20 protein-coding genes are annotated in these 23808 nt (G+C 54.3%); 12 read left to right on the forward strand and 8 right to left on the reverse strand.

The annotated features are described in order from the left end of the window. Both ADICEAN_RS06145 and ADICEAN_RS06150 read right to left on the reverse strand, forming a co-directional pair. The coding region (locus ADICEAN_RS06145; RefSeq protein WP_040396374.1) for an NAD-dependent epimerase/dehydratase family protein at nt 1-486 on the reverse strand (486 nt) is incomplete at its 3' end. A gap of 42 nt (nt 487-528) precedes the next feature. Then, the gene (locus ADICEAN_RS06150; protein ID WP_051068803.1) at nt 529-1185 is read right to left on the reverse strand and encodes a phosphoadenylyl-sulfate reductase; all 657 of its coding nucleotides are present in this window, start codon (nt 1183-1185) and stop codon (nt 529-531) included. A gap of 95 nt (nt 1186-1280) precedes the next feature. Here ADICEAN_RS06150 and ADICEAN_RS06155 point away from each other — a divergent pair, with 95 nt between their 5' ends. Next, nucleotides 1281-2111: a DUF3667 domain-containing protein gene (locus ADICEAN_RS06155; protein WP_009194692.1), complete on the forward strand. Its 831-nt coding sequence runs from the start codon at nt 1281-1283 to the stop codon at nt 2109-2111. A 64-nt stretch (nt 2112-2175) separates the two neighbouring features. Here ADICEAN_RS06155 and ADICEAN_RS06160 read toward each other — a convergent pair whose 3' ends face one another. From ADICEAN_RS06160 to fahA, 3 genes are all read right to left on the reverse strand, one after another. Beyond that, on the reverse strand, nt 2176-2769 hold the full coding sequence (locus ADICEAN_RS06160; RefSeq protein ID WP_009194693.1) for a hypothetical protein: 594 nt from the start codon (nt 2767-2769) through the stop codon (nt 2176-2178). Between the two features lie 2 nt (nt 2770-2771). Then, nucleotides 2772-3680 (reverse strand): flavin reductase family protein, encoded by a 909-nt coding sequence (locus ADICEAN_RS06165; RefSeq protein ID WP_009194694.1) that lies wholly within the window; start codon nt 3678-3680, stop codon nt 2772-2774. Nucleotides 3681-3752: 72 nt separating this feature from the next. Beyond that, entirely contained in the window at nt 3753-5024 is a 1272-nt protein-coding gene (fahA, locus tag ADICEAN_RS06170) for a fumarylacetoacetase (RefSeq protein WP_009194695.1), read from the reverse strand. Between the two features lie 203 nt (nt 5025-5227). Here fahA and ADICEAN_RS06175 point away from each other — a divergent pair, with 203 nt between their 5' ends. After that, nucleotides 5228-7858 (forward strand): valine--tRNA ligase, encoded by a 2631-nt coding sequence (locus ADICEAN_RS06175; protein ID WP_009194696.1) that lies wholly within the window; start codon nt 5228-5230, stop codon nt 7856-7858. A gap of 147 nt (nt 7859-8005) precedes the next feature. Further along, nucleotides 8006-9178, forward strand: a complete 1173-nt coding sequence (locus tag ADICEAN_RS22935; RefSeq protein ID WP_009194697.1) for a hypothetical protein — start codon at nt 8006-8008, stop codon at nt 9176-9178. Between the two features lie 49 nt (nt 9179-9227). On the opposite strand, the gene ADICEAN_RS22580 is transcribed toward ADICEAN_RS22935, so the two are convergent. After that, nucleotides 9228-9401: a hypothetical protein gene (locus ADICEAN_RS22580; protein ID WP_009194698.1), complete on the reverse strand. Its 174-nt coding sequence runs from the start codon at nt 9399-9401 to the stop codon at nt 9228-9230. An 8-nt stretch (nt 9402-9409) separates the two neighbouring features. Next, entirely contained in the window at nt 9410-10285 is an 876-nt protein-coding gene (locus tag ADICEAN_RS06190) for an alpha/beta hydrolase family protein (protein WP_009194699.1), read from the reverse strand. Between the two features lie 70 nt (nt 10286-10355). Between ADICEAN_RS06190 and ADICEAN_RS06195 the strand changes: the two genes are divergently transcribed. Both ADICEAN_RS06195 and ADICEAN_RS06200 read left to right on the forward strand, forming a co-directional pair. Then, a complete protein-coding gene (locus ADICEAN_RS06195) occupies nt 10356-11333 on the forward strand; it encodes a polyprenyl synthetase family protein (protein WP_040396377.1) in 978 nt (325 codons plus the stop codon). A gap of 289 nt (nt 11334-11622) precedes the next feature. Then, a complete protein-coding gene (locus ADICEAN_RS06200) occupies nt 11623-13737 on the forward strand; it encodes a TonB-dependent receptor plug domain-containing protein (protein WP_009194701.1) in 2115 nt (704 codons plus the stop codon). Nucleotides 13738-13980: 243 nt separating this feature from the next. On the opposite strand, the gene ADICEAN_RS06205 is transcribed toward ADICEAN_RS06200, so the two are convergent. Further along, nucleotides 13981-15246, reverse strand: coding sequence for a TlpA disulfide reductase family protein (locus ADICEAN_RS06205; RefSeq protein ID WP_009194702.1), 1266 nt, complete (start codon nt 15244-15246; stop codon nt 13981-13983). Between the two features lie 564 nt (nt 15247-15810). On the opposite strand from ADICEAN_RS06205, the gene mraZ reads away from it, so the two are divergent. The 7 genes from mraZ (at nt 15811) to murD (ending at nt 23798) form a co-directional block, all read left to right on the forward strand. Beyond that, a complete protein-coding gene (gene mraZ, locus ADICEAN_RS06210) occupies nt 15811-16254 on the forward strand; it encodes a division/cell wall cluster transcriptional repressor MraZ (RefSeq protein ID WP_009194703.1) in 444 nt (147 codons plus the stop codon). A 6-nt stretch (nt 16255-16260) separates the two neighbouring features. Beyond that, complete coding sequence (gene rsmH / locus ADICEAN_RS06215; protein ID WP_009194704.1) at nt 16261-17181, forward strand: 16S rRNA (cytosine(1402)-N(4))-methyltransferase RsmH; 921 nt, start codon at nt 16261-16263, stop codon at nt 17179-17181. A 12-nt stretch (nt 17182-17193) separates the two neighbouring features. Next, nucleotides 17194-17571, forward strand: a complete 378-nt coding sequence (locus ADICEAN_RS06220) for an FtsL-like putative cell division protein (RefSeq protein WP_009194705.1) — start codon at nt 17194-17196, stop codon at nt 17569-17571. Next, complete coding sequence (locus ADICEAN_RS06225) at nt 17558-19651, forward strand: penicillin-binding protein (RefSeq protein WP_009194706.1); 2094 nt, start codon at nt 17558-17560, stop codon at nt 19649-19651. The genes ADICEAN_RS06220 and ADICEAN_RS06225 overlap by 14 nt, the downstream gene beginning before the upstream one ends. Continuing rightward, nucleotides 19651-21114 carry a UDP-N-acetylmuramoyl-L-alanyl-D-glutamate--2,6-diaminopimelate ligase gene (locus tag ADICEAN_RS06230; protein ID WP_009194707.1) on the forward strand — a complete coding sequence of 488 codons (1464 nt, stop codon included), beginning with the start codon at nt 19651-19653 and terminating at the stop codon, nt 21112-21114. Before ADICEAN_RS06225 ends, ADICEAN_RS06230 begins: the two co-directional genes overlap by 1 nt. Nucleotides 21115-21197: 83 nt before the next feature. Then, complete coding sequence (gene mraY, locus ADICEAN_RS06235; protein ID WP_009194708.1) at nt 21198-22433, forward strand: phospho-N-acetylmuramoyl-pentapeptide-transferase; 1236 nt, start codon at nt 21198-21200, stop codon at nt 22431-22433. A 3-nt stretch (nt 22434-22436) separates the two neighbouring features. Next, the gene (gene murD, locus ADICEAN_RS06240; RefSeq protein ID WP_009194709.1) at nt 22437-23798 is read left to right on the forward strand and encodes a UDP-N-acetylmuramoyl-L-alanine--D-glutamate ligase; all 1362 of its coding nucleotides are present in this window, start codon (nt 22437-22439) and stop codon (nt 23796-23798) included. The last annotated feature ends 10 nt before the right edge of the window (nt 23799-23808 follow it).

A 23808-nucleotide genomic window follows, 5' to 3' on the forward strand; every position in this document is an offset into this window, starting at 1 on the left:
AAAAAGACGCTTTACATGTTCTTCTGCTCTGAGCTTGCTGGTGCCGTACAGCGTACTGGGATGGGGCAGGCTTAGCTCATTCATCTCTTCGGCTGAGCTGCCATAGACAGAGGTGCTGCTGGTAAAGATCAGCCGCTGCACGTTACTTTCTTCCAGGGCATACACCAGTTCGGCAGTGCCCCAGTGATTTACCTGCTCGTGCATGTGGCCGTCGGTGTTGGCAAAGGGAGTGGTAACTTTGGCGGCCAGGTGATAGACCACATCGGTGCCCTCCAGCTGTTTGCGCAGCTTTCGGGAATCGAGCAGCTCGCCATGCACAAATTTTACCTTGCCGGCCCCCTGCATACGGTGGCTGATAAACAGGTTGTAATTTCCGCGGCTCAGGTTATCATATACCACTATTTCCTGCACATCGGGCTGTTCGGCCAGCTGTTGCACCAGCGAGGTGCCGATGTAGCCGGCGCCGCCGGTTATAAGAATCTTCATGAGGTGATGGGATGGAGGTGTTTACAAATCAAGCCGAGCAGGTTATTTGGCCACCAGATCGGTGTGCAGGCCGCATTCGGTTTTCTTCAGTCCGTACCAGCGGGCTTCCCGTTCCTGCATGCCCGGATCGGGCCGGCGGGTGCAGGGCTCGCAGCCAATGCTTACATACCCCCTGGCATCCAACGTATGGCGGGGCAGGTCATGCTCCTTGATGTAGCGCCAGATCTGTTGTTTGCTCCAGTTAAGCATGGGGTGGTAGCGCAGGCTTCCGTGGGGGGCAGCCTGTTCCGTGCGCATGGCAGAGCGGGTCTGGCTCTGGTCGGCCCGAATGCCGTTGATCCATACATCGTGCGAACGCAGCACCGCATCCAGCGGCTGGGTCTTGTTCAGGTAGCAGCAATAATCCGGATCGGAGGTAAACAGCAGGCGGCCATCGGCATCACGCTGCATGTGTTTGGGCGTTTGGCTTTTGAGATCGATGAGCGGAAGGCCAAACTGCTGGCAGACCTGCTGGGCAAAGGCAATGGTTTCGGGAAAATGGTAGCCGGTATTGATCAGGTAGACCGGGATGCTGCTGTCGATGCGGCTGAGGATGTGCAGCAGCACCAGGCTATGGGTTTGAAAGGAAGAGGTAGTAAAAAGCCGCAGGCCCTGTGCCTTATAGGCTTCTATTTTATCTTGAATTTCCTTAATTTCCACGGAAAATCTGTTTTGCTCATCAAAGGTACAACACAAAAGTAAAAGGGTTAGCATGCCAGCTGCTTTCTGTTTTCTCACTTGATACCCCAATCGCTATGGAGACCGTAATTCAGCCAGAACTTTCTGCAAAGCCACTTGCTGCCGAAATCCACCACTGCATCCATTGTGGCGAAGCGGTGACCACCCCCTACTGCGGTAGCTGTGGCCAGCGAAAGGGGGTGCCCAAATTAAGCTGGGCCAGCCTACTGCATGAGCTGGGCACTCGCTGGCTGGGCTTTGATAATCAGTTTGCCCGCACCTGGCGAGACCTGAGCCTGCGTCCCGGCCGGGTCATCCACTGCTATCTGGCCGGCGACCGGGTGCGCTATCTGGGGCCGTTTTCCTACTATATTGTGGTTACAGCCCTGGTGCTGCTGCTGATATCCCTGCTGAATATCGACATTGAAGCCATGATGTTAAGCAACAATCAGGCCATGAGCCCGGAAGCCTCCAGCAGCAAATCCCTGGAGATGCAGCAAAAGATCATGCATTACATCAGCCTGGCCTTTCGGTTCTTTGCCATTATTATGCTGCCCTTTTTTGCCCTGGCGCTCAGGTGGGTGTATGGACGTCAAAAGCATAATCTGCTGGAGTATGCTACCATTGTTTTATATGGACTGGCCCATACCTTTGTGCTCAGCTTATTTCAGGGAATCCTCTTTATTACCACCGGCAAACCCTATACCGTACTGGCGCTGCTGTTGAATATAGTTTATTTTGCTTTTCTGATAACAGATTCTCTTTCGCCCCGAAAAAACGGGAAAGCAATTCTGAAGGCAGTTTGGGGATATGTGGTAGGTTACCTGTTATTCATGGGGGGAATATTGCTCGTTTCGCTCTTGCTGGGCGTTATCGTAGGGGTATACATGGGCTATGTCCAGTCCTGATAAGGGAGGGGGGGTAGCAACGTCTGGCTCATGGGTGTATACGAGAAGCATTCGGCCAGACTATTTACATTCGCCCTGTCCAAATCCTAAGCAGGCCATTTTTGGCGTTCTGACCAAACAAAGCAGTGGGAAAGGCGCATGGAGAATAGTGCAGCGCTTTTAGTGCTCCGGGCCGCAGGCTTTCCAAAAGCGATCGGGCCTCATCATGCGGGATGGGCGAACCATCTATAAGAAGAACCGGATCTCCGCTGTTGGAGGATATAGGGGCTGAACGAAAGGCCCGCTTTTCAAAAAGGAGTAAGGCTTCCTGCAGACCTCTTCGAATTTCCCTCCGCTTCTGCTGGTGCAGGCTAGTCAGAATGAGAATGCCGGAGCCGTGCCAATGGGGTAAGGACGCATGTGCCTCCTTAGCTGACAGGTAGTGGATGCTCAGCAGCGCATGGGGACTTAGCCCCTGCTTTGCTTCTTTTCCAAAAAGATCTTCTGCGGAGACAATTACGCCATCCAGAATATACAGGGTAGCGGAGTCCAGGCCTGCCTGGGGGTTGCAGGCCTGTACCCAGGCTTCCAGCTCAGCTCTGATATCTACCTGACCCCTGGCGGTAAAGGCCATCAACCAGAAGCTGGCCAGAAGCAGCAGCCTTGGCAACCAGCCCATGCTTATTGCGGCGTATAGAGCAAAATGCGCCAGGCACTCTCTACTTCATCGCGCTGCAGGTATTTAAGGGCCAGCAGGTGCTGGTGGTACTGGCGTTCGCTTTCCGGCAGGCTGTCCAGGCTATCGGCCAGGCCTTCCAGCTGGGCAAAGGAGCGGATGGAGACCGGGTCGGGCAGCTCCTCTACATTGCCCAGCTTGCCCAGATCATTGCCGGTAAGCACCTTGCTGGTGCGGATACTTTCCGGGATCTGGTCTACGCCAATGCCCTGGTGGCGCAGGGGTTTGGCAACCTCAAAGATGGAGGTACCGCTGGCCCGGCAGTAATAATCGCCGCCCATGCGGGCTACGGCATCCAACTTTTGGGGGTCGATCTTTCCTTTTTCGTTCAGAATACCTTCCTGTACGTGCATCATCAGCACCTCGCAGACCACCAGGTTGCCGGCACCCCCTTCTTCGCCAAGGGGAATGATCTGGGTTACCCGGCACTCAAACGAAGCCGGCGCCTCGGCTACCCGCGGCGGGGCAACGCGCTGGCTGGCAAGGGGGGTAAGGCCGCTTTTGGCAAACTCGTCTACCCCCTTGGGGTACTCGGTACTGGCCAGCGACATTTGCTGCACAATGGGGTAGTTCACAATGTTGATCACCACCTCGGGCACTTCCTGCACATTTTCCAGCGTATGCTTGGTGGTGTTATCGCGCACCCGGCGGGAAGGAGAAAAGACCAGAATAGGCGGGTTGGCGCCAAAACAGTTAAAGAAGCTGAAAGGACTCAGGTTTACATTTCCCTCCTTATCGACCGTGCTGGCAAAGGCAATAGGGCGGGGGGCTACAGCGCCCAGCATCATGCCATGAAATTCGCCAATGGATACCTGTTTGGGGTCAATGCTGATGAACTTCTGTTTTGGGTTCATGGGTCTCTACTTATCAGTGCCTGTTACACAGTTTCTTTTTTTCAGAAAAAGATGGTTAGGTTGGGCAAATGCTTACTCCCTGGCTGGCAGAATGCGGGTGACCACCTCGCCAAAGCCAATACGCACCCCCCCTTTTTCGGCAAAGCCGCGCATGGTAACCACATCGCCATCTTCTATAAAGGTGCGGGTGCTGCCATCGGAAAGCTTCAGGGGTTTGGTGCCTTTCCAGGATAGCTCCAGCATGGAGCCGTAGCTGTCTTTTTTGGGTCCGCTTATGGTGCCGCTGGCATACAGATCGCCCACGCGGATATTACACCCGTTTACTGTCTGGTGGGCCAGTTGCTGGGCCATGTTCCAGTACATGTATTTATAGTTGCTGCGGCAAATGGTGGTTTCTTCCAGCGTATCGGTGCTCAGGGCTACTTCCAGGTTAATGTCGTAATGATGTTTGCCCTCGTACTTCAGGTAATCCAGCGGCTCGGGGTCCTGGGTGGGGCCCTCCACCTTAAAGGGTTCCAGCGCATCCAGGGTCACCACCCAGGGGCTGATGCTGCTGCCGAAGTTCTTGGCCAGGAAGGGTCCCAGGGGTACGTATTCCCATACCTGTATGTCGCGGGCACTCCAGTCGTTGAAAAGAACCAGGCCTATGATGTGGTCTTCGGCCTCGCCCGTGCTGATGCGCTCGCCCAGCCGGGTTTCCCTACAGGTGATAAAAGCCACCTCAAGCTCAAAGTCCAGGCGCTTGCTGGGGCCAAAGGAGGGAGCCTCGGCATCGGGCGCTTTGGTCTGGCCCAGGGGCCGGTGCAGGGGAGTGCCGCTCACCACAATGGAGGAGGCCCGGCCGTGGTAGCCCACCGGCAGGTGTTTCCAGTTGGGAAGCAGGGCATTTTCAGGATCGCGGAACATGGTGCCCACATTGCGGGCATGGTCTTCGGAACTATAGAAGTCGGTATAATCACCTACCTCGATGGGCATGAGCAGTTCGGCCTCCTCCATGGGTACCAGGGCCCGCTTGCGAATGAATTTGATGGTGCCCTTGTCGCAGGCTTCGTTCAGAAATTTGCTGATCTCCTTGCGCACTTTGCCCACTTTTTTGCGGCCCAGGGCAAAGAAGGCATTGAGGCTGGGCTGACGAAAGATCTTGTCGGGCAGCTTGAGCTCTTCCAGAAAACCCCCTTTTTGCAGCATGTGCAGGTCCAGGATGTACTCGCCAATGGCTACCCCGGCCCGGGCCTTTTTAGTGTCGGTCCGGAAAATGCCAAAGGGCAGGTTCTGGATGGGGAAATCGGAACCCTCCGGGATGGTTAGCCAGCTTTTGATCTGTGGGTCATTGGGATGATACATAAAAAAGTAGCGTTCTGGTTAAGGGATAGCAAAGCTAGTTGATAATGCCAATAAAGTAAAATCTTTCTCCGCTTGTTGCAAAGCGGCTTCTGAAAGCACATTGTACCTGTTTTTTCGCTACTTTTGCGCTTTTAGAAGCTACATCCGGAAGGGGCCGCCAGCCGGCATCTTCCTGAGCCACACCCCAATAACCGAGCACGCGCATGTCGATATCCGCCAAATACAACCCCGCCGACGTAGAAGACAAATGGTATGCCTACTGGCTGAAACACAATTTTTTCCACTCCGAGCCCGATGAGCGGGAGCCCTATACCATCGTCATTCCACCCCCTAATGTTACGGGCGTGCTGCACATGGGGCACATGCTTAACAACACCATTCAGGATGTGCTTACCCGCAAGGCCCGCATGGAAGGCAAAAATGCCTGCTGGGTGCCGGGTACCGACCATGCCTCTATTGCTACCGAAGCCCGGGTGGTGGCCATGCTCAAGGAAAAGGGCATTGAAAAGAGCAGCCTGAGCCGGGAGCAGTTCCTGGACTATGCCATGGACTGGAAGGATAAGTACGGCGGCATTATCCTGGAGCAGCTCAAAAAACTGGGCGCCTCCTGCGACTGGGCGCGTACCCGCTTTACCATGGAGCCCGAGATGAGCGCCCAGGTAATCAAAGTATTTGTGGATCTCTATCAGAAGGGGTACATCTACCGCGGCATCCGCATGGTAAACTGGGACCCGCAGGGCAAAACGGCCCTCTCCGACGATGAGGTGATCTACAAGGAAACCCCTGCCAAGCTTTATCACATCCGCTACCAGATAGAAGGCACCACCGATGAGTGGATCACCATTGCCACGGTACGGCCTGAGACCATACTGGGCGATACTGCTATTTGCGTACACCCGGACGATGCCCGCTACCAGCACCTGCACGGCCGCCGGGCATTGATCCCCCTGATCAACCGCCCCATTCCCATCATCACCGATGGGTATGTGGAGCGCGAATTTGGTACCGGCGCCCTGAAGGTAACCCCGGCCCATGACCCCAACGACTACGAACTGGGCCTCAAGCACAACCTGGAGGTGCTGGACATCCTGAATGATGATGGCACCCTCAACGAAAAAGCAGAGATCTACGTAGGGCAGGACCGCTTTGTGGTGCGCAAAAAAATTGCCAAAGAGCTGGAAGAGAAGGAATATCTGGTAAAGACCGAAGACTATAAAAGCAATGTAGGCCATAGTGAGCGTACCAACGCCGTTATTGAGCCCAAAATCTCGCTGCAATGGTTCCTGAAAATGGATACCGTAACCATACCGGCGCTGGAAAATGTACTCAACGATACCGTGCAGCTGCACCCGCCCAAGTTTAAGAACATGTACCGCAGCTGGATGGAAAATGTGCGGGACTGGTGCATCAGCCGCCAGCTCTGGTGGGGCCAGCAAATCCCGGCCTACTACATCAGTGGCAGCCGGGAGTTTGTGGTAGCCGAAACCGCCGAAGAAGCCCTGCAACTGGCCCGCCAGAAAACCGGCAACAACCAGCTGCAACTGGCCGATCTGCAGCAGGACCCCGATGTGCTGGATACCTGGTTCAGCTCCTGGCTGTGGCCCATCTCCGTTTTCAACGGCATTCTGGAGCCTGACAATAAGGATGTGAACTATTATTATCCTACCAACGATCTGGTAACCGCCCCGGAGATCCTCTTTTTCTGGGTGGCGCGCATGATCATAGCCGGATATGAGTACCGGGGCGAGCGCCCCTTTAAGAATGTGTACCTTACCGGCATTGTGCGGGACAAGCAGGGTCGCAAAATGAGCAAGTCGCTGGGCAACAGCCCCGACCCTCTGGAGCTGATGGTGAAATATGGCGCCGATGGCGTACGCACCGGTATGCTCTTTAGCTCACCTGCGGGCAACGACCTTCTGTATGATGAAAAGCTGAGCGAGCAGGGCCGTAACTTCAATAATAAGATCTGGAATGCCTTCCGCCTTATCAAGGGCTGGGAGGTAGATAGCAGCAAGAGGGGCGAGGCCAATGCTGTTGCTATTGCGTGGTTCCGCAACCGCTTTGCCCAGGCGCTGCAAGAGCTGGAAGAGAACTTTGCGGGCTTCCGCATATCGGATGCCCTGCAGACGGTGTACAAGCTCGCTTGGGACGATTTCTGCAGCTGGTACCTGGAGATGATCAAGCCCCCCTTTGGCGAGGCCATTGATGGGGCTACCTACGAGGCTACCCTGGGCTTTATGGAAGACCTTATGAAGGTGCTGCACCCCTTTATGCCCTTTATTACCGAAGAGATCTGGCAGAACTTGAAGGAGCGGCAGGAGGGCGAAAGCCTGTGTGTAAGCGCATGGCCTAAAGCGGATCAGTTCAATGCCGGCTTACTGACCGACGCTACGGTGGCCTTCGAGGTTGTACAGAATGTACGCAACCTGCGCAACAGCAGGGGCATGTCGCCCAAAGATGCGCTGCAGCTGATCATCCGCACCGAGCGTCCGCAGCTGTATCGGGACTGGGACGGTGTAGTGCGCAAGCTGGCCAACCTGAGTGATCTGCAGTTTGGCGACAAGCCCGAAGGGGCCATCAGCATGGTGATTGGGCCGGATGAGCTGTCGATCCCCCTGGCCGGCAGCATCGATGCCGCCGCCGAAAAAGAAAGCCTGCTCAAAGAGCTGGAGTACACCCGGGGCTTTCTGGACTCGGTAGAGAAAAAGCTGGGCAACGAGCGTTTTGTAAACAACGCCAAGCCTGAGGTGGTGGAGGCCGAGCGCAAAAAGAAAGCCGATGCCGAGGCCCGGATAAAGGCGCTGGAAGAAAGTCTTTCAGCCCTGTCAGCCTAAGGTCTTCGAATTATAAAATAAAAGCCAGCTTCCTTCAGGAGGCTGGCTTTTTTGCTGGTGAGCAGACTTGGGCTATTATTTGTTGCTAAAAGCTGAACAGCGCAATTGCTTTACGGGTATACCTACTAGAGAAGAAAAAGGAAAACCATGAGCATTAGCAGCTTTATCAAAAATATCCGCACTGAGGTAAATGTGATCCGGGGCAAGGAGACCAAAGACAAGTATTTTTCGAGCCGCCGCCGCTATCGGGACCGCCAGACGGCCGAGTGGGCCTATGCCCTCTCCAGAGACAAGCTGTTTGCGGTAAACGATTGGTCAAAACTGCCGGGTGTCTCCTCCAGCTTCCGGGTATATGATGGGCAGGGCAACATTAAAGCAAAAGGCATGCCCGAGCTGGGGGACTTTATTTTCATTAATCTGCCTGGCCCCAGCCCGGAGGCCTGGGTGGAAGTGATCGACCTGGTGGATGAAGACTACTGGGCAGAATTTACCGTTTCACCCAGCCATGATCCGCGGGAGCGGGGAGAGAAGGAGGAGGAGATAGAGCACTTTTTTGCCGATGAGGCCACCAGTACCTTTCGGGTAGCCCTCAGCGGCACTACCCTCACTGCCAGCGAAACGGGCCAGGAAGAAGGCGTCAACAACCAGGGAAAAGAAGCAGGGGGAAAAGAACTGGTCAATACCCTGGTGGCGGTAGGGGGCTGGATTGCCTTTCAGGAGATCCAGTGGCGCAAGCTTACCGATTACCTGGTTCATAAGATCGAGCTGGAGGAAGAGGACAGAGACCGCAGCCCCCTGATTCCGGATGATGTGGGCCTGATCCAAAGCCGTTCGGCCCTGGCCCGGCTTGGCATCAGTTCTTTATCCAGCATTGCCGGCACTACGGCCATGACAGCCTTCAGCTATGGTCTTTCCCGCCTTATGCACGAACAGTTTCGGGAGCCGCAGCTACTGAGTTATCTCCTATACAGGAACTCTGTTTTCAAAAGGCTACAGGAGCGCCAGCAGGCAAACCCCAGGGGTTTTCTGCTCCATTACCTGGCCGGGCAGGGCTTTGGTCTGGTGTATGAATATCTATGGAAGCCAGCAGCACGGGAGCGACAGTTAAGCGATGCCGGCCGACCCATGAGCGTGCTGTCAAGCGGCGCAGTCTTTGGTCTGGCGGCCGGTCTGGCAGGGGTAGCCGTATGGGAAGGGGTAATCCGGTTGCGGGAAAAGCCACCCCGGCTCGAGAAGCAAAAGTATTATTCTCACCTGGTGCTGGCCCATGTAGTTTTTGGTGCTACCGCAGCCCTGGTGAGCAGAGCCTTACACAGGTAACAGCTAACAGCGCAGCATTCAGCAAATGGGGAGGGGTACCTCCCTTTTTTTATGCCTCTTTCTTCGCCAGCCAGAAGGAGACCATTACCCCGGCCGGAAAAAGCAGGCTGGCGGCCAGCCAGAACCTGGGGTTAGGCTTGGGCTGGCGCTTTAACCGGCGAAGAACATAGGCAGCCGAAACGCCATGTCCGGCTGCCAGGGTGGCAAATAGTGCTGTAAGCATCGGTATATTTATGATCTGGGGTTCAGGTGTCGTTGCAGAAAGGCTGCCGTAGCCTTTATTACCTCAGTGGTGTCGGCGGGCAATTGGTCCCCCGGCCAGGGGTGCGCCCCCCCAAAGGTATGATTGGCATCGGGTAAAATCAGCAATTCACTCCCTTTTTTCCAGGAAGCAATCTCGTGGGCCATGCTGGAGGGCAGGGTTTCATCGCCGGTGCCATGGATCACCAGCAGGGGCTGCTGCATGCGGGCTACGGCAGCGGGGATGTCGAGCCGCTCCTTATTCTCCCTGAAATTCTCCACCAGCTGGTAATAGAGCGGCATTTGCTGCCCGGTGCGGGCATTGGGAATATGCACCACCCCTTTTTCCTTCCACTCGTCCAGAAAGCTCTTCGGCCAGCGCTGCTCCAAGTTGTGAATGGCCGCCCAGGTAACTACCGCTTTTACGCGGGGGTCTTCGGCCCCCTTGAGCAGCACCAGCCCACCGCCCCGGCTATGGCCAATCAGCGCCAGTCGGTTGGGGTCCATTTCTGCTGCCGGAATGGGGCTTTTCCCTTCTTCCAGTTCATTGATCAGAATGCTGAGATCGTCCAGCTCCAGTATAAAATTATTGTGCCCAAAGGCCTCCAGATCTACAAAATCAAGGGGGTGCTCGGGCGTGGTGCCGTTGTGGGAGAGGTTGAGCTTTGCAAACACATAGCCCTGGCGGGCAAATTCATCGGCAATCAGGGTAAAGGTGCCCCAGTCTTTGAACCCCTTAAAGCCATGCACAAACACAATAACGGGCTTTTTGCGGCCATCGGCCTGGTAGCGGGCATCGTAAATAAAGCGGCGGCTATGCAGAGAGGAGGTGAGAATCTGATCTCCGGTGGTGGTAGGTGTGCTCATACAAAGGTAAAATAAGAAATCATCCTGTTGGTTTGCAAAAATGGGGTTCGTATACTTGTATCCGCTAAAAATGTCGGTTTCGTTAAGCCAAATACAGGATCCCATCGCCACCGAAATGGAGGCTTTTGAGCAAAAGTTCCGTGCCTCCATGCGCACCCGGGTACTTTTGCTGGATAAGATCATGCGCTACATTGTAAAGCGCAAGGGCAAGCAAATGCGCCCCATGTTTGTCTTTCTATCGGCTGGCACGTCTGCCGGCGAGATCAAAGAGCCTACCTACCGCGGTGCCGCCCTTATTGAGCTGCTGCATACCGCCACCCTGGTGCATGATGATGTGGTAGACGATGCCAGCCACCGCCGCGGTTTTTTTTCCGTAAATGCGCTCTGGAAGAACAAAATTGCCGTGCTGGTAGGTGATTACCTGCTAAGCCGCGGCCTGCTGCTGAGCGTGGACAATGGCGATTTTGACCTGCTGAAGATCGTATCCAATGCCGTGCGGGAAATGAGCGAGGGAGAGCTGCTGCAGATTGAAAAGGCCCGGCTGATGGACATTACCGAAGAGGTCTATTACGATATCATCTGCAAAAAGACGGCCAGCCTCATCGCCTCCTGCTGTGCGGTAGGCGCTGCCTCGGTAGGGGGTGCCAAGGATGTAGTAGAGCGCATGCGCCTCTTTGGCGAAAAGGTAGGCATGGCCTTTCAGATCAAAGATGACCTCTTTGATTATGGCGAAGAGGAGATCGGCAAGCCGGTCGGCATCGACATCAAAGAGCGGAAAATGACGCTTCCCCTTATTTACGCACTCAACAAATCGTCCTGGCTGGAGCGCCGCCGCATTATCTACATTGTAAAGAACCAGAGCGACAAGCCCAAAAAAGTGCGGGAGGTGATTGAGTATGTTAAGGCATCCGGCGGCATAGCTTATGCCACCGAGGTGATGAACCGCTACATCAGCGATGCCATGGACCTTCTCAAAGAGATGCCTGACTCAGTCTACAAAACCTCCCTGCAGCAGCTGGTGGTCTACACCATTGAGCGCACTAAATAATCCCTAAAGAGGGTTTTGTAAAAATTTGCTGTAAATCTGCATTTTTTTTCTAAGTATTACTCGTGCCTCATCAGTGCGCCTCTTCATAATATGTATTTCTTTAGCTGAAATTCGGGCCATAAATCATGGCGAAATCGATATTTTTTGTCTGCTATAACTATTCCAAGTCTCTGCTCTACACTTTTCTATCAACTCCATTACATGCGTAAGGTAGGGATAGGGGCAGCTTAAAATATCGAAAAGCGAACCACTACCTTTGGACTGGCTTATTATAATAAGACAATCCTACATGAGAAAATTAGTAAAAACAAGCGTTGTGGCCGCGCTGCTCCTGGGTAGTATGCCGGTGTGGGGACAGGGAACCGAAAAAGATCTCTATGATCTTTCACTGGAAGAGTTGATGAACCTGTCGGTAGTATCAGCATCAAAGCAAGAAGAGCGATTGCGCGATGCGCCTGTTGCAATCTATGCAGTTAGCCGGGAGGAGATCATTAAAGCCGGCGCACTATCCATTCCGGAGGCGCTACGCCTGGTGCCAGGGGTAATTGTACGGGAAACTACCAATGGCAATTATGATGTGCACCTACGGGGATTTGATAATACTGCCCGCTATACGACCACTCCCGATAAGGCCAATAGCCTTACGCTGGTCATGATCAACAATCGCCCGGTATTCAACTACAACATTGGGGGTACCTTTTGGGAAAGCCTGCCGATTGATCTTTCGGATGTTGAACGTATAGAAGTAGTGTTGGGTCCTTCTGCACCGCTCTTCGGGCCAAATGCCGTTACAGGGGTTATCAATATCATTACCAGAAGCTATCAGCAGCAGGAGCTGCTGGTGAGCGGTCAGCTGGTGAGCACCTTTCCCGGTACATCGGCTATAGGCAGCCTGGCCATAGGCAAGTCAGTAACAGAGAGGCTGAGCCTGGGGTTAAGTGGAAACTTTCAGCAACGCCAGCGTCTGGATGATGAGCAATACATTTTCGGTCAGGGAGAGGTGCCGCCGTTCTACGTAAGCAGTCAGGAGTTTCGCAAAGCCGAAGTTGAGAAGAAGGGGCTGGATCCAGAGGCTTCGCTGCGCAGGCAGGGGGTAAATGGGTATGCCACATACGTGCTGTCCGATAAGGTGGAGCTTGATTTTTCGGGCGGATGGCAAAGCAGTCAGGCCCAGAAGGTATTGTTTACGTCGGTTACGCCCCTTACATATAGTGAGTCAAGCAGCTTGTATGGTAACCTTAGCGGCAAGGTGCATGGTCTCTCCATGCGGCTTTCCTATCTGCAGGGCGAGGACGAGTTGCACAAGCTTAGTGAGTATTATACGACAGCCTACACCTATAACTTGCTGGAGGCTACTGCCGAGTATGACCTGCGCCTGAGCAGCAAGCTGCGGCTGCGCCCGGCCCTTAATTACCAGACCACAACCTATAGTGACCTGGACAAGATCTCGGATGCTACCCCTTTAGGAGGGCTTATGAATGCCGAGCAAAGCCTGACGCTGGCTGCAGCCTCGCTTCGTGCCGATTATACCCTGCTGCCGGGCCTGCGCCTGATCGGTAGTGCCCGCATGGATAAGTTTGATGTGCGGGATGATCTGTATACCTCCTATCAGGTTGCAGCTACGTATGCGTTGGGCGATCACTGGACCTTCCGGGCTGTGCATGGCATCTCTTATAGCGGCATGTTCTACAACTATGCCTTTATCGATGCTACCATTCCGGTTAGCCAGAATGCCTACTACCGCCTAACCGGCAATCAGGAGGTAGATCTCACCCACAATACTCTTTCAGAAGTGGGTGCAAGGGTGCAGCTGCGGGAAAACCTGCAGGCTGATCTTACCTTGTTTACCCAGAAGCTCGAAGATGTGATCGGCCTGAAGAATACCGGCATGCAGACGACCCCTATGGGTGTGCTGCTGCTGCACGAGTATCAGGCCATGCCCTACACCGTGCACCAAAACGGGGCTACGCTGGCGCTTAAGTGGATGCCCGGCAAGCAGTGGCAGCTGCAGCCTTTTGTGAGTGTGCAACGCTCAGAACTCCGTAATTTTGATTACCACAACAATCCCAACTATACCGGAAAAACGGTTAAGCATGAAAGTACCCCGGCCATCTATGGCGGCTGGACAGTAAATTATGCACCTGCAGCGCGGTTTAACCTCAACACCTCGGCGTATTTTATGAGCCGGCAACATATTCACCATCAGCAGGATCTGACCTATGCCAATAGCGAGGGTGAGCTGGAGGGCAGATTGCTTATAAACGCGCGTGCTTCCTACCGGCTGATTGACAAGCTGAGCCTGCAAATAGGAGCAAAGAACCTGTTAGATCAGCAAGAACGGGAGCATTATGCTACTGACCGCATGGGGCGCCAGATCTTTGGTGGGATCAGTTATAATTTGTAAATAAGAATACCAGCAAGGCAATTAGGCCTGCCCCGGAAATGTGAAAACTGCCTGCCAGGCTACAGTAGACAGGCAGGCAGTTTTTTTGTTTTTCGGTTCAACAGGTCCGCTACCTGAAGCGTCTAGGCATAAAGCGTTGGCATGAATAAATTTTCTGCTAATGCCACAAGGGCATCGGCTATTGGATAGGCGATTAGTCCCAATAGCAAGGGGCTTGCAGAACCGGAGTTCTAAATTGATAAATTAAGGATTGGCCGGAGCTGGTTCCTGTAGCAGTTCCCGAACCAACTGCTCAAATTCCCTTGTCCATTTTTCATAAGCAGCCCCTGTACCGGGTCCGCTAAAGCCGGTATGGATGCGGCGGATGCGGTGTGCTTTGTCCAGAAAGAGGGTGGTGGGAAATATGCCCACCTCGTTCAGCATGGGCAGGGTCTTGGCGGCTTCCTGCGGGTCAGAGGAACCGGCGATCAGGAAATCATAGCCAACATTCAGTTTCTCTACCATGGTCTGTACCCGCTGTCGGGCGTAGTCGTAGTCCCCTTTTTTCTCATAGGCCAGCCCGATAATGGCTACGTCCTGCTGCTGGTTGCGGCGGTACCAGTCGGCCAGAAAGCGGGTCTCATCCAGGCAGTTGGGGCACCAGCTGCCAAACAGCTGCAGGATTACTACCTTGTTTTGGTAGCGGGGGTCCTCCAGGCTTACCTGTTTGCCCTGCAGATCGGGAAAGCTAAATTCGATCCGTTCATACCCTTCCTTCAGGTAGGTAAGGCTATCGGCAGAGGGCAGGCTCGCCAGGCTATCGCGCCGGGCGGTCCAGCGCTCTTTGCGCCCTTTGCCGCTCCAGAAGGTGCCCTCCAGGCGGTTGCTGTCCTGGGCCTGTCCCTTAAAAAGAAAGGCGCGTTCGCCATCAAAAGCACTCAGGGAAAATGTATTGCCCGAGATGTTGCCCTCCAGATAGCGGTAGTCGCCCGATGGGGTCAGGAAGGTGCCGGTAAGCTGCCCGCCTTTCTGCACAAATTCACCCACGGCCGGGTAGCGCTTTCCTGCTTCCGACTCGCTCGTAAACTGCACTGCCCAGCGGCCGCTCAGGTCGGTAGTTGGCTCACTGTCAGTGGTTTCAAAGCGGTGAGTTTCGCCTTTGCTTGCACGAAAGGGCAGGCGAAAATCGTCCTCATAGCTCTTTTTCCAGTAGCCGGTCAGCTTATCGGTGCCGGTGAGGGCTGCCCGTACTTCCGTATCGAATATGTGCATGGGCATAATGAGCGTATCCTGCTCCAAACGCACCAGTCCGGCATTCAACTGTTCCTCTCCATTAATAAGCGTAAGGGTAAGGCTGTCAGGCAGTTGGCCGCTTAGCCTGAAGTGAAAGGGCAGCTCCTGCTCCTGTAGTTGGATTACCCCCCGCCAAAGGCCGCTCAGTCGGGAACTCTGGCCAGTGGTTTCGGGCTCAGTACAAGAGCTGAAGAGGGCAGGTAAGGCAAGCAGGAAAAGCGCGTAACGGTTTTTCATGGAGCAAAGCTAATGAAATTGGGTAAAATAGCGGTGGTGGGAGAAAGTGGTAAATTTTAGAAGCCTGTGATAGCGCTAAAAATTAGCCCGAACAGCATGATTATGTTAAGTAATATTGGGGAATTGAGAGTAAAAAATGGGGCATATCTCTACAGATCATGGCTGAGAGCTCATTTTATTGTTTAACCAAAATTATGCAAAAATTATACAAACTAAATCTGCGCATGCTTGTCCACAAAATTCATGTGGATAACTTTAAAGTCTACTAAGTAACTACCTGATAACCAGAACTATAGCTGCTGTGGGAAAGTAATGCTTTAAGGAGAGGAAGGCTTCGTAACAGACTGAAATTGAGCGTCTTTGTAAGTAGTAGAGTGCGTAGGATCAAATCTTAATTATTTAATAAAACTAATGACAATGCTTAAAATATTAATTATAAGAGCGTTTGTATTGGATATTTTACATATTGTATGTGGAGTGATTATTTTTCTGTCTTGATGGTGGGAGAAAGTGGTAGAATGTGGATAAACATGTCATGGAAATTTATAGATTTGCAAGAGTACCATGGCATATTTCACCTCCGAATACGAATGCAAGCTGGATGCCAAGGGGCGCATGATGCTCCCTGCCCGCATTAAGTCCGCCCTGCCCGCCTCGGCAGGAGGGGAGCTGGTATTGCGGAGGGGCTTTGAGCCCTGCCTGGTGGTCTATCCCTATACCGAATACAAAAAGATCTTCTCTAAGATTGCTTCGCTCAATGAGTTCAACGAAGAGTTTCGTACCCTTCAGCGCAATTTCTTTCGGGGCAATGTGCAGGTAGAGCTGGATAATAGTGGCCGCCTGCTGATCCCGAAGCCCATGCTGCGCTATGCCGATCTGGACAAGGATGTGATGGTGGTGGGAATGGGCAATCGCTTTGAGCTTTGGAATCCGGAGAAATACGAGGAGTACCTGATCCAGGATGGGGATGAGTTTAGTAAACTGGCCGAGAAATACCTCTCAGAATAAGGTTCTATGCACTATCACCAGCCGGTAATGCTTCGGGAATGCCTGGAAGGCCTGCAACTGCTGCCCCAGGCGCTGGATCCCAATGGAATCTACGTAGACCTGACCTTTGGTGGCGGGGGGCACAGCAAAGCCATACTGGAGCAGCTGGGCCCTGGGGGACGGCTTTTTGGCTTTGATCAGGACAAGGATGCGCAGGAGCAGGCCGCTCAGATAAACGATCCCCGTTTTTCATTTGTGGCGGCTAATTTTCGCCACCTGCGCCGCTACCTGAAGCTGTATGGCGTACGGGCGGTAGATGGCATCCTGGCTGACCTGGGCATTTCCTCGCACCAGATCGATGAGCCGGAGCGCGGATTTTCTACCCGCTTTGATGCCGATCTGGACATGCGCATGAACAGGTCTAGTGAGCTGACGGCCAGCGAGATAGTAAATACATATCCGGAGCGTGAGTTACATCGCATTCTGGGCATGTACGGAGAAATTAAGAATGCCAAATCGCTGGCGGCTGCCCTGGTAGCCCGGCGCATTGGCGGGCCTATTCATACGGTCAATGAGTTAAAGGAAGTGCTGAACCGCTTTGCGCCCAGGGGGAAGGAATTCAAGTACCAGGCGCAGGTATTTCAGGCACTGAGAATTGTAGTGAACGACGAGCTTACGGCACTGGAGGAGATGTTACAGCAGGCGGCGGATGTGCTAAAGCCCGGAGGAAGACTGGTGGTGATGAGTTACCATTCGCTGGAAGACCGGCCGGTAAAACATTTCATGGCCAAGGGTAAATTCTCCGGCGAAGCCGAAAAAGACCTCTATGGCAACCTGCAGCGTCCGCTGGAGCCCGTAACCCGCAAGCCTGTTGAGGCTTCGGCCGATGAAATAACGCAAAATAACCGGGCCCGCAGCGCCCGCTTACGCATTGCCGAAAAATTGTAAGGGAGAAGGGGTATGGCCATTAACAAACCAAAAGTAAAAAAGCCTAAAAAGAAAGCAGCCGGCAAAAGCCTGTTTGCCCGGCTGGAAACCGCTTTTCGCATGCAGCACCTCTTTGATGAGGGGGTGCCGGTGCGCTATTTGCCTTTTGGCCTGTTTCTGATGGTTATTCTGCTAACCTACATTGGCAACAACCACTACGCCGAGCGCATGCACCGCAAGATCCAGAAGCTGGAAAGCGAAGTTGAAGACCTGCGGGCCGATTATACCACCCTTAAGGCCGACTATATGTTTTCCAGCAAACAGTCCGAAGTAGCCCGTAAGGTACAGCCCCTGGGCCTGATCGAAAGCCAGCAACCCCCTGTAAAAATCCTGCTCCATGATAAAGATTAAGCAATCCATACTCCTGCGGGTACGAATTGCTTTCTTGTTTGTATTCCTCTTCGGAGGGGCCATCGTATACCGCATCTTTGACCTGCAAATGGTGCAGGGGCCCAAGTGGCAGAAAATGGCCGAGGCCACCAGCCTGCAGTTTCGGACCATTAAGGCCACCCGAGGCAACATCTATTCTGATAATGGAAGCCTGCTGGCTACCTCGCTGCCCTTTTACCGGGTGTGCATGGATCCCACCATCATGAAAGACGAGGTCTATCGCCAGGGGATTGATTCGCTGGCGCTGGAGCTTTCGCGCTTTTTTGGGGATAGGTCAAAGGCCGAGTACAAGCAAAAGATCAATGATGCCCGCCAGGCCAAGCGCAAATACCTGATCCTGAACCGGCTGCAGATCGGCTATCAGGATAAGAAAAGAATGGAATCCTGGCCCATTTTCCGGGAGGGCCGCTTCAGGGGAGGGGTGATCTTTGAGAAGGTAGAAAAACGCTTTAAGCCCTTCTCCAACCTGGCCAACCGCACCATTGGCTACATCAATGAAAGCGAATCGGGCGCCGGGCTGGAATTCAGCTTTAACGACAACCTCAGGGGCAAGCATGGCGAAGCCCTTTTTCGGCGTGTAGCCGGCGGAAGCTGGCAGCAGGTGTTTGGCGATACCGAAAAACGGCCCGAAGAGGGCTATGACATTGTTACTACCCTGGATGTGAACATACAGGACGTAAGCGAATCCTCACTGCTGCGCCACCTGCAGCACCACAATGCCGACCGGGGCTGTGTGGTGGTGATGGAAGTAGCCACCGGCCACATCAAGGCCATGGCCAACCTGAGCCGCACCTCCTCGGGCTATTATGCCGAATCCTACAACCTGGCCGTAGGGCAGCAGGGCCTGCGGGAGCCCGGCTCTACCTTTAAGCTGGCCTCCATGATCGCCCTCTTTGAGGACAGCAACCTGAAGCTGGCCGATACCATCGATACCGGCAACGGGCAGCACCGCTTTTACAACAACTGGATCCGGGATCATAAGCCCGGCGGTTATGGCAAAATTACGGTACAGGAAGCCTTTGAAAAATCATCCAACATTGCCGTGGCCCGCATGGTGGATACCCATTTTGGCCTGAAGCCCGACAAGTTCATGGACTACATCCGTAAGTTTGGCCTGGCCGACCCCCTGGGTTTTCAGCTAAAAGGGGAGGGGTTACCCAACTTTCCGCCCCGCCAGAAGTGGAGCGGCATTACCCTGCCCTGGATGGCCTACGGCTATGGCTTTGAGATCACCCCCCTGCAAACCCTGGCCTTTTACAATGCCGTAGCCAATGGAGGCAAGCTTATGCGCCCCATGCTGGTATCGGCCATTCGCCGGGCCGACCGGGTAGAGCAGGAGTTTGCCCCCGAGGTGCTGGAGCAGAAAATATGCTCTACCCAAACGCTGGAAAGTGTGCGCCGCATGCTGGAAGGGGTGGTAGAGCGGGGCACGGCTACCAACATTAAAAATGCACATTATGCCATTGCCGGCAAAACCGGTACGGCCCAAACGCTGGTAGAGGGCCGCTATGTAAAAAAATACTATACCTCCTTTGCCGGGTATTTTCCGGCCGACCGGCCCAAGTACAGCGCCATTGTGGTGATTGATAATCCCAAAGGCTACAGCCAGTATGGCAGCGATGTGGCCGCACCTGTTTTTAAGGAAATTGCTGATAAGATCTATGCCCGGGACCTGGAAATGCACCCCCCCTATGCGGCGCCGGTAGCGGAGAAAAAAGGAGATTTTCCGGTAGTGCAGGCAGGCTATATGCCTGAGCTTTACGAAATTTGCAAGCTGCTGGGTGTAAAGCAGCGCACCCCCATCGCCGAAGACTGGGTGAAAGCCCAGGTAGATAGTGCATCCATTGACTGGACCCCCCGGGCCTCTACCGTAGGCCGGGTGCCCGATGTGCGGGGCATGACCCTGCGGGATGCGCTTTACCTGCTGGAGAATAAGGGGCTGAAGGTGCAGTATACCGGTAGGGGCCGGGTACAGCAGCAGTCGCAACTGCCCGGAGACCGGGCCATTAAAGGCAGTTATATAAATCTAAAACTTGGATAATGCCGGTTTTACAAGACATTCTCTACAAGATTCGCCTGCTGGCTGTAAGCGGCCCTACCGATATTGCGGTTGTTGACATTGCTTTTGATTCGCGCCAGGTAAGCCCGGGCAGCATGTTTGTGGCCATACGGGGCACCCAGAGCGATGGGCATGCCTTCATTGCGCAGGCCATAGAAAAGGGGGCAGCCGTAATCATGGCCGAAACCCTGCCCACCCAGCAGGCCGAAGGGGTTACCTGGCTGCAGGTGGCTGACACGGCCGCGGCCCTAGGCATAGCAGCGGCCAATTTCTGGGGCAACCCCTCTGAGAAGCTCAAGATTGTAGCCGTAACCGGCACCAATGGCAAAACCACAACGGCTACGCTGCTCTATAAACTCTTTCGGGCACTGGGCTATTCGTCCGGATTGCTCTCTACAGTGCGCAACCTTATCAACGATAAGGAGATTACCGCCACCCATACCACGCCCGATGCCCTGCAGCTGCAGCGGCTGCTGGCCAAAATGGTGGCCGAGGGCTGTACCCACTGCTTTATGGAGGCTTCCTCCCATGCCATTGTGCAGCACCGCCTGGCAGGCATGAAGCTAACGGGCGCCATTTTCTCCAACATCACCCACGATCACCTGGACTATCACCTGACCTTTGAGGCCTACATTGCCGCCAAAAAGGGCCTGTTTGATATGCTGCCCAAAGAAGCCTGGGCACTTACCAACCTGGACGATAAGCGGGGCATGGTGATGCTGCAAAATACCAAAGCCAGCAAATATACCTATGCCCTGAAAAAGCCGGCCGACTACAAGGCCCGCCTCATCAGCAACACCCTGCAGGGGCTGGAGCTGGATGTGGATGGCAAAATTGTCTGGTTTAAGTTGATTGGCGATTTTAACGCCTACAACCTGCTGTCGGTCTATGGCGCCGCCATGCTGCTGGGCGAGGAGCAGGATGAGGTGCTGATGCAGCTGAGCAATATCTCCACTGCCCCCGGTCGCTTTGAGCAGGTAGCCCAGGGCTCCGATGTGGTGGCGGTGGTAGACTATGCCCATACGCCCGATGCCCTTGAAAATGTGCTGCAGACCATTGCCAACTTCCGGACCGGCAGCGAAAAAGTGATAACCGTAGTAGGCTGCGGTGGCAACCGGGACAAGGCCAAGCGCCCCCTGATGGCCGAGATTGCCGCCAGCCTCAGCGACCGGGTGATCCTTACCTCCGATAACCCCCGCAATGAAGAGCCGGCCCAGATCATCGCCGATATGCAGGCGGGCCTTAGTGCCAGCAATACGCGTAAGGTGATTTCAATCCTGGATCGCCGGGAGGCCATTCGCACCGCCTGCATGATGGCCGAGCCGGGTGATATCATTCTGGTGGCGGGCAAGGGACATGAAACCTATCAGGAAATTGCGGGAGTGAAACACCCCTTCGACGACAGGGAGGTGCTGGCGCAATTTGTGCAGGAGCTGCGACCCTGAAAACTTAGCCCTGATTTGCAGTGATTCCATCTGAAAAAAATATAATTTACAGCCAGCCATTCCTTTAACCCCATCAGCCCCCGATGCTGTACTATATCTTTGATTTTCTAGAACGAGAATATGATTTCCTAGGTGCGCAGGTGTTTCAGTACATTTCGTTCCGGGCCGGCAGTGCCGCCTTCCTGTCGCTGATCATCAGCCTGCTGATCGGAAAAAAGATCATCCGCTACCTGCAAAAGCGCCAGATTGGCGAGATTGTCCGCAACCTGGGCCTTCAGGGGCAGATCGAAAAAAAGGGAACCCCTACCATGGGGGGCATTATCATTATAGCCGCCATTGTAATCCCCACCCTGCTGTTTGCCCAGCTCGATAATATTTATGTGATCCTGATGCTGGTAGCCACCCTCTGGCTGGGCTTTATCGGCTTTATGGACGATTACATCAAGGTATTCCGTAAGAACAAGGAGGGCCTGGCGGGCCGCTTCAAGATTGTAGGGCAGGTAGGTCTGGGCCTGATTGTGGGCCTTACGCTCTACTTTCACAACGACGTGGTAGTGCGCCAGTTTCTGGTAGGCGACCGGCTGGAGATTGAAGTGGACGAGGAACTGGCCGAACCCATTACCGAGCTTACCCCTTATCAGGATGTGAAAAGCACCTCTGCCACCATCCCCTTTGTGAAGCAAAACGAATTTGACTACGCCAACCTGCTGCCCCAGGGCCTGCGCGACTATACCTGGGTGGTGTATGTGCTGGTGGTGATCTTTATTGTAACGGCGGTATCCAATGGCGCCAACATTACCGATGGTATCGATGGGCTGGCAGCCGGGGTCTCGGCCATTATCGGGCTTACCCTGGCTATTTTTGCCTATGTATCCGGCAACGTTATCTTTTCCGACTACCTCAACATCATGTACATCCCCAATACGGGTGAGCTGGTGGTGTTCTGCTCGGCCTTTGTGGGGGCCTGCATTGGCTTTTTGTGGTTCAATGCCTATCCGGCTCAGGTATTCATGGGTGATACCGGCAGCCTTTCGCTGGGCGGCATCATTGCCGTACTGGCCTTCTCGCTGCGCAAGGAATGGCTCATTCCGGTACTCTGCGGCATTTTCCTGATCGAAAACCTGTCGGTCATGTTGCAGGTGAGCTATTTTAAATACACCAAAAAGAAATACGGCGAGGGGCGGCGCATCTTTAAGATGTCGCCCCTGCACCACCATTACCAGAAGATGGACTACCACGAAAGCAAGATCGTAACCCGCTTCTGGATTGTGGGCATTCTGCTGGCCATCATTACCCTGGCAACCCTTAAACTGCGCTAGGCTATGGGCAAACGGGAACAGGTGGTGGTTTTGGGCGGTGGCGAAAGCGGCACCGGAGCTGCGCTGCTGGCAGCCCGTATGGGCTGGGCTGTTTTTCTGTCGGATAAGGGGAAACTGGGCGATGCCTACCGGCAACAGCTGGTGGAAAAGGGGATTCCCTTTGAGGAGGAGGGGCACCATAGCGAAGACTTGATTCTGCAGGCGGCCCTGGTGATCAAAAGCCCGGGAATTCCTGACACAGCCCCGCTGGTACAGCAGCTGCGTCAAAGGGGGGTACCCGTGATCGATGAGCTTTCCTTTGCCCTGCGGCATACCGCTGCAAAGGTGCTGGCCATTACCGGCACCAACGGCAAAACCACCACTACCCTCTTGCTCTATCACCTGCTCAAAGAAGGGGGGCTGAACGTAGGCCTGGGCGGCAATGTGGGCCGCAGCCTGGCCGCCCAGCTGGCTGAGGGTGAACAGTTCGACTGGCTGGTACTGGAGGTGAGCTCCTATCAGCTGGATGGTATGCCGGGCTTTGCACCCCATACGGGTATCCTCACCAACATTACGCCCGACCATCTGGACCGCTACGACTACAAATTTGAAAACTACATCGCCTCCAAAATGCAGCTGGTGCAGCACATGGGCCAGGAGGAGGCGTTTATCTACTATGCCGAAGATCCGGTGATCCGCCAGGCACTGGAGGGGAGAGGCGTAAAGGCGCAGCTGCTTCCTGTAGCGGCAGCCGGACGGCCCGAGGCGGCGGCGATGCTGGAGGCTGAGTGGATCCGCATCAAGGGACCTGTACGGGATACCCTTTTCCTGTATGCCGATATGGTACTGCAGGGAAAACACAATTACATCAATACCGCCTGTGCGGTGCTGGCGGCGTACAGGGCAGGGGTATCGGAACAAGCCATCAGCCGGGGGCTGCGCAGCTTCCAGAATGCACCGCACCGTCTGGAGCCGATCGCTGAAATAAAAGGGGTGGCCTGGATCAACGATTCCAAAGCCACCAATGTGGATTCGGCCTGGTATGCGCTGGATGCCATGCAGCGGCCCATTGTCTGGATAGCAGGGGGTACCGATAAAGGAAATGACTACAGCCAGCTCCTGCCCCTGGTGCAGGAGCGGGTAAAAGCACTGGTGTGCCTGGGGGTAGATACTAGCAAGCTGCAGCAGGCTTTTGAGGGGGTGGTACCGATGCTGTTCCAAACGGGGAGCATGGAAGAAGCGGTGCAGGCGGCCGCCGCCGCTGCCCAGGCAGGTGATGTGGTACTGTTGTCGCCGGCCTGTGCCAGTTTTGATCTTTTTCGAAACTACATCGACAGGGGCGATCAGTTTCGCAGGCAGGTAATGGGGTTATACAACGAGCAGTAATAAGGAGGAG

The sequence above is a fragment of the Cesiribacter andamanensis AMV16 genome, from assembly GCF_000348925.1.
Classification (GTDB): Bacteria; Bacteroidota; Bacteroidia; order Cytophagales; family Cyclobacteriaceae; genus Cesiribacter; species Cesiribacter andamanensis.

What these genes read in the sequence shown, in the direction of transcription:
- ADICEAN_RS06155 (WP_009194692.1), top strand. Translation starts at nt 1,281, where the DNA reads ATGGAGACCGTAATTCAGCCAGAACTTTCTGCAAAGCCACTTGCTGCC.
- ADICEAN_RS06160 (WP_009194693.1), bottom strand. Translation starts at nt 2,769, where the DNA reads ATGGGCTGGTTGCCAAGGCTGCTGCTTCTGGCCAGCTTCTGGTTGATG.
- ADICEAN_RS06165 (WP_009194694.1), bottom strand. Translation starts at nt 3,680, where the DNA reads ATGAACCCAAAACAGAAGTTCATCAGCATTGACCCCAAACAGGTATCC.
- fahA (WP_009194695.1), bottom strand. Translation starts at nt 5,024, where the DNA reads ATGTATCATCCCAATGACCCACAGATCAAAAGCTGGCTAACCATCCCG.
- ADICEAN_RS06175 (WP_009194696.1), top strand. Translation starts at nt 5,228, where the DNA reads ATGTCGATATCCGCCAAATACAACCCCGCCGACGTAGAAGACAAATGG.
- ADICEAN_RS22935 (WP_009194697.1), top strand. Translation starts at nt 8,006, where the DNA reads ATGAGCATTAGCAGCTTTATCAAAAATATCCGCACTGAGGTAAATGTG.
- ADICEAN_RS22580 (WP_009194698.1), bottom strand. Translation starts at nt 9,401, where the DNA reads ATGCTTACAGCACTATTTGCCACCCTGGCAGCCGGACATGGCGTTTCG.
- ADICEAN_RS06190 (WP_009194699.1), bottom strand. Translation starts at nt 10,285, where the DNA reads ATGAGCACACCTACCACCACCGGAGATCAGATTCTCACCTCCTCTCTG.
- ADICEAN_RS06195 (WP_040396377.1), top strand. Translation starts at nt 10,356, where the DNA reads ATGTCGGTTTCGTTAAGCCAAATACAGGATCCCATCGCCACCGAAATG.
- ADICEAN_RS06200 (WP_009194701.1), top strand. Translation starts at nt 11,623, where the DNA reads ATGAGAAAATTAGTAAAAACAAGCGTTGTGGCCGCGCTGCTCCTGGGT.
- ADICEAN_RS06205 (WP_009194702.1), bottom strand. Translation starts at nt 15,246, where the DNA reads ATGAAAAACCGTTACGCGCTTTTCCTGCTTGCCTTACCTGCCCTCTTC.
- mraZ (WP_009194703.1), top strand. Translation starts at nt 15,811, where the DNA reads ATGGCATATTTCACCTCCGAATACGAATGCAAGCTGGATGCCAAGGGG.
- rsmH (WP_009194704.1), top strand. Translation starts at nt 16,261, where the DNA reads ATGCACTATCACCAGCCGGTAATGCTTCGGGAATGCCTGGAAGGCCTG.
- ADICEAN_RS06220 (WP_009194705.1), top strand. Translation starts at nt 17,194, where the DNA reads ATGGCCATTAACAAACCAAAAGTAAAAAAGCCTAAAAAGAAAGCAGCC.
- ADICEAN_RS06225 (WP_009194706.1), top strand. Translation starts at nt 17,558, where the DNA reads ATGATAAAGATTAAGCAATCCATACTCCTGCGGGTACGAATTGCTTTC.
- ADICEAN_RS06230 (WP_009194707.1), top strand. Translation starts at nt 19,651, where the DNA reads ATGCCGGTTTTACAAGACATTCTCTACAAGATTCGCCTGCTGGCTGTA.
- mraY (WP_009194708.1), top strand. Translation starts at nt 21,198, where the DNA reads ATGCTGTACTATATCTTTGATTTTCTAGAACGAGAATATGATTTCCTA.
- murD (WP_009194709.1), top strand. Translation starts at nt 22,437, where the DNA reads ATGGGCAAACGGGAACAGGTGGTGGTTTTGGGCGGTGGCGAAAGCGGC.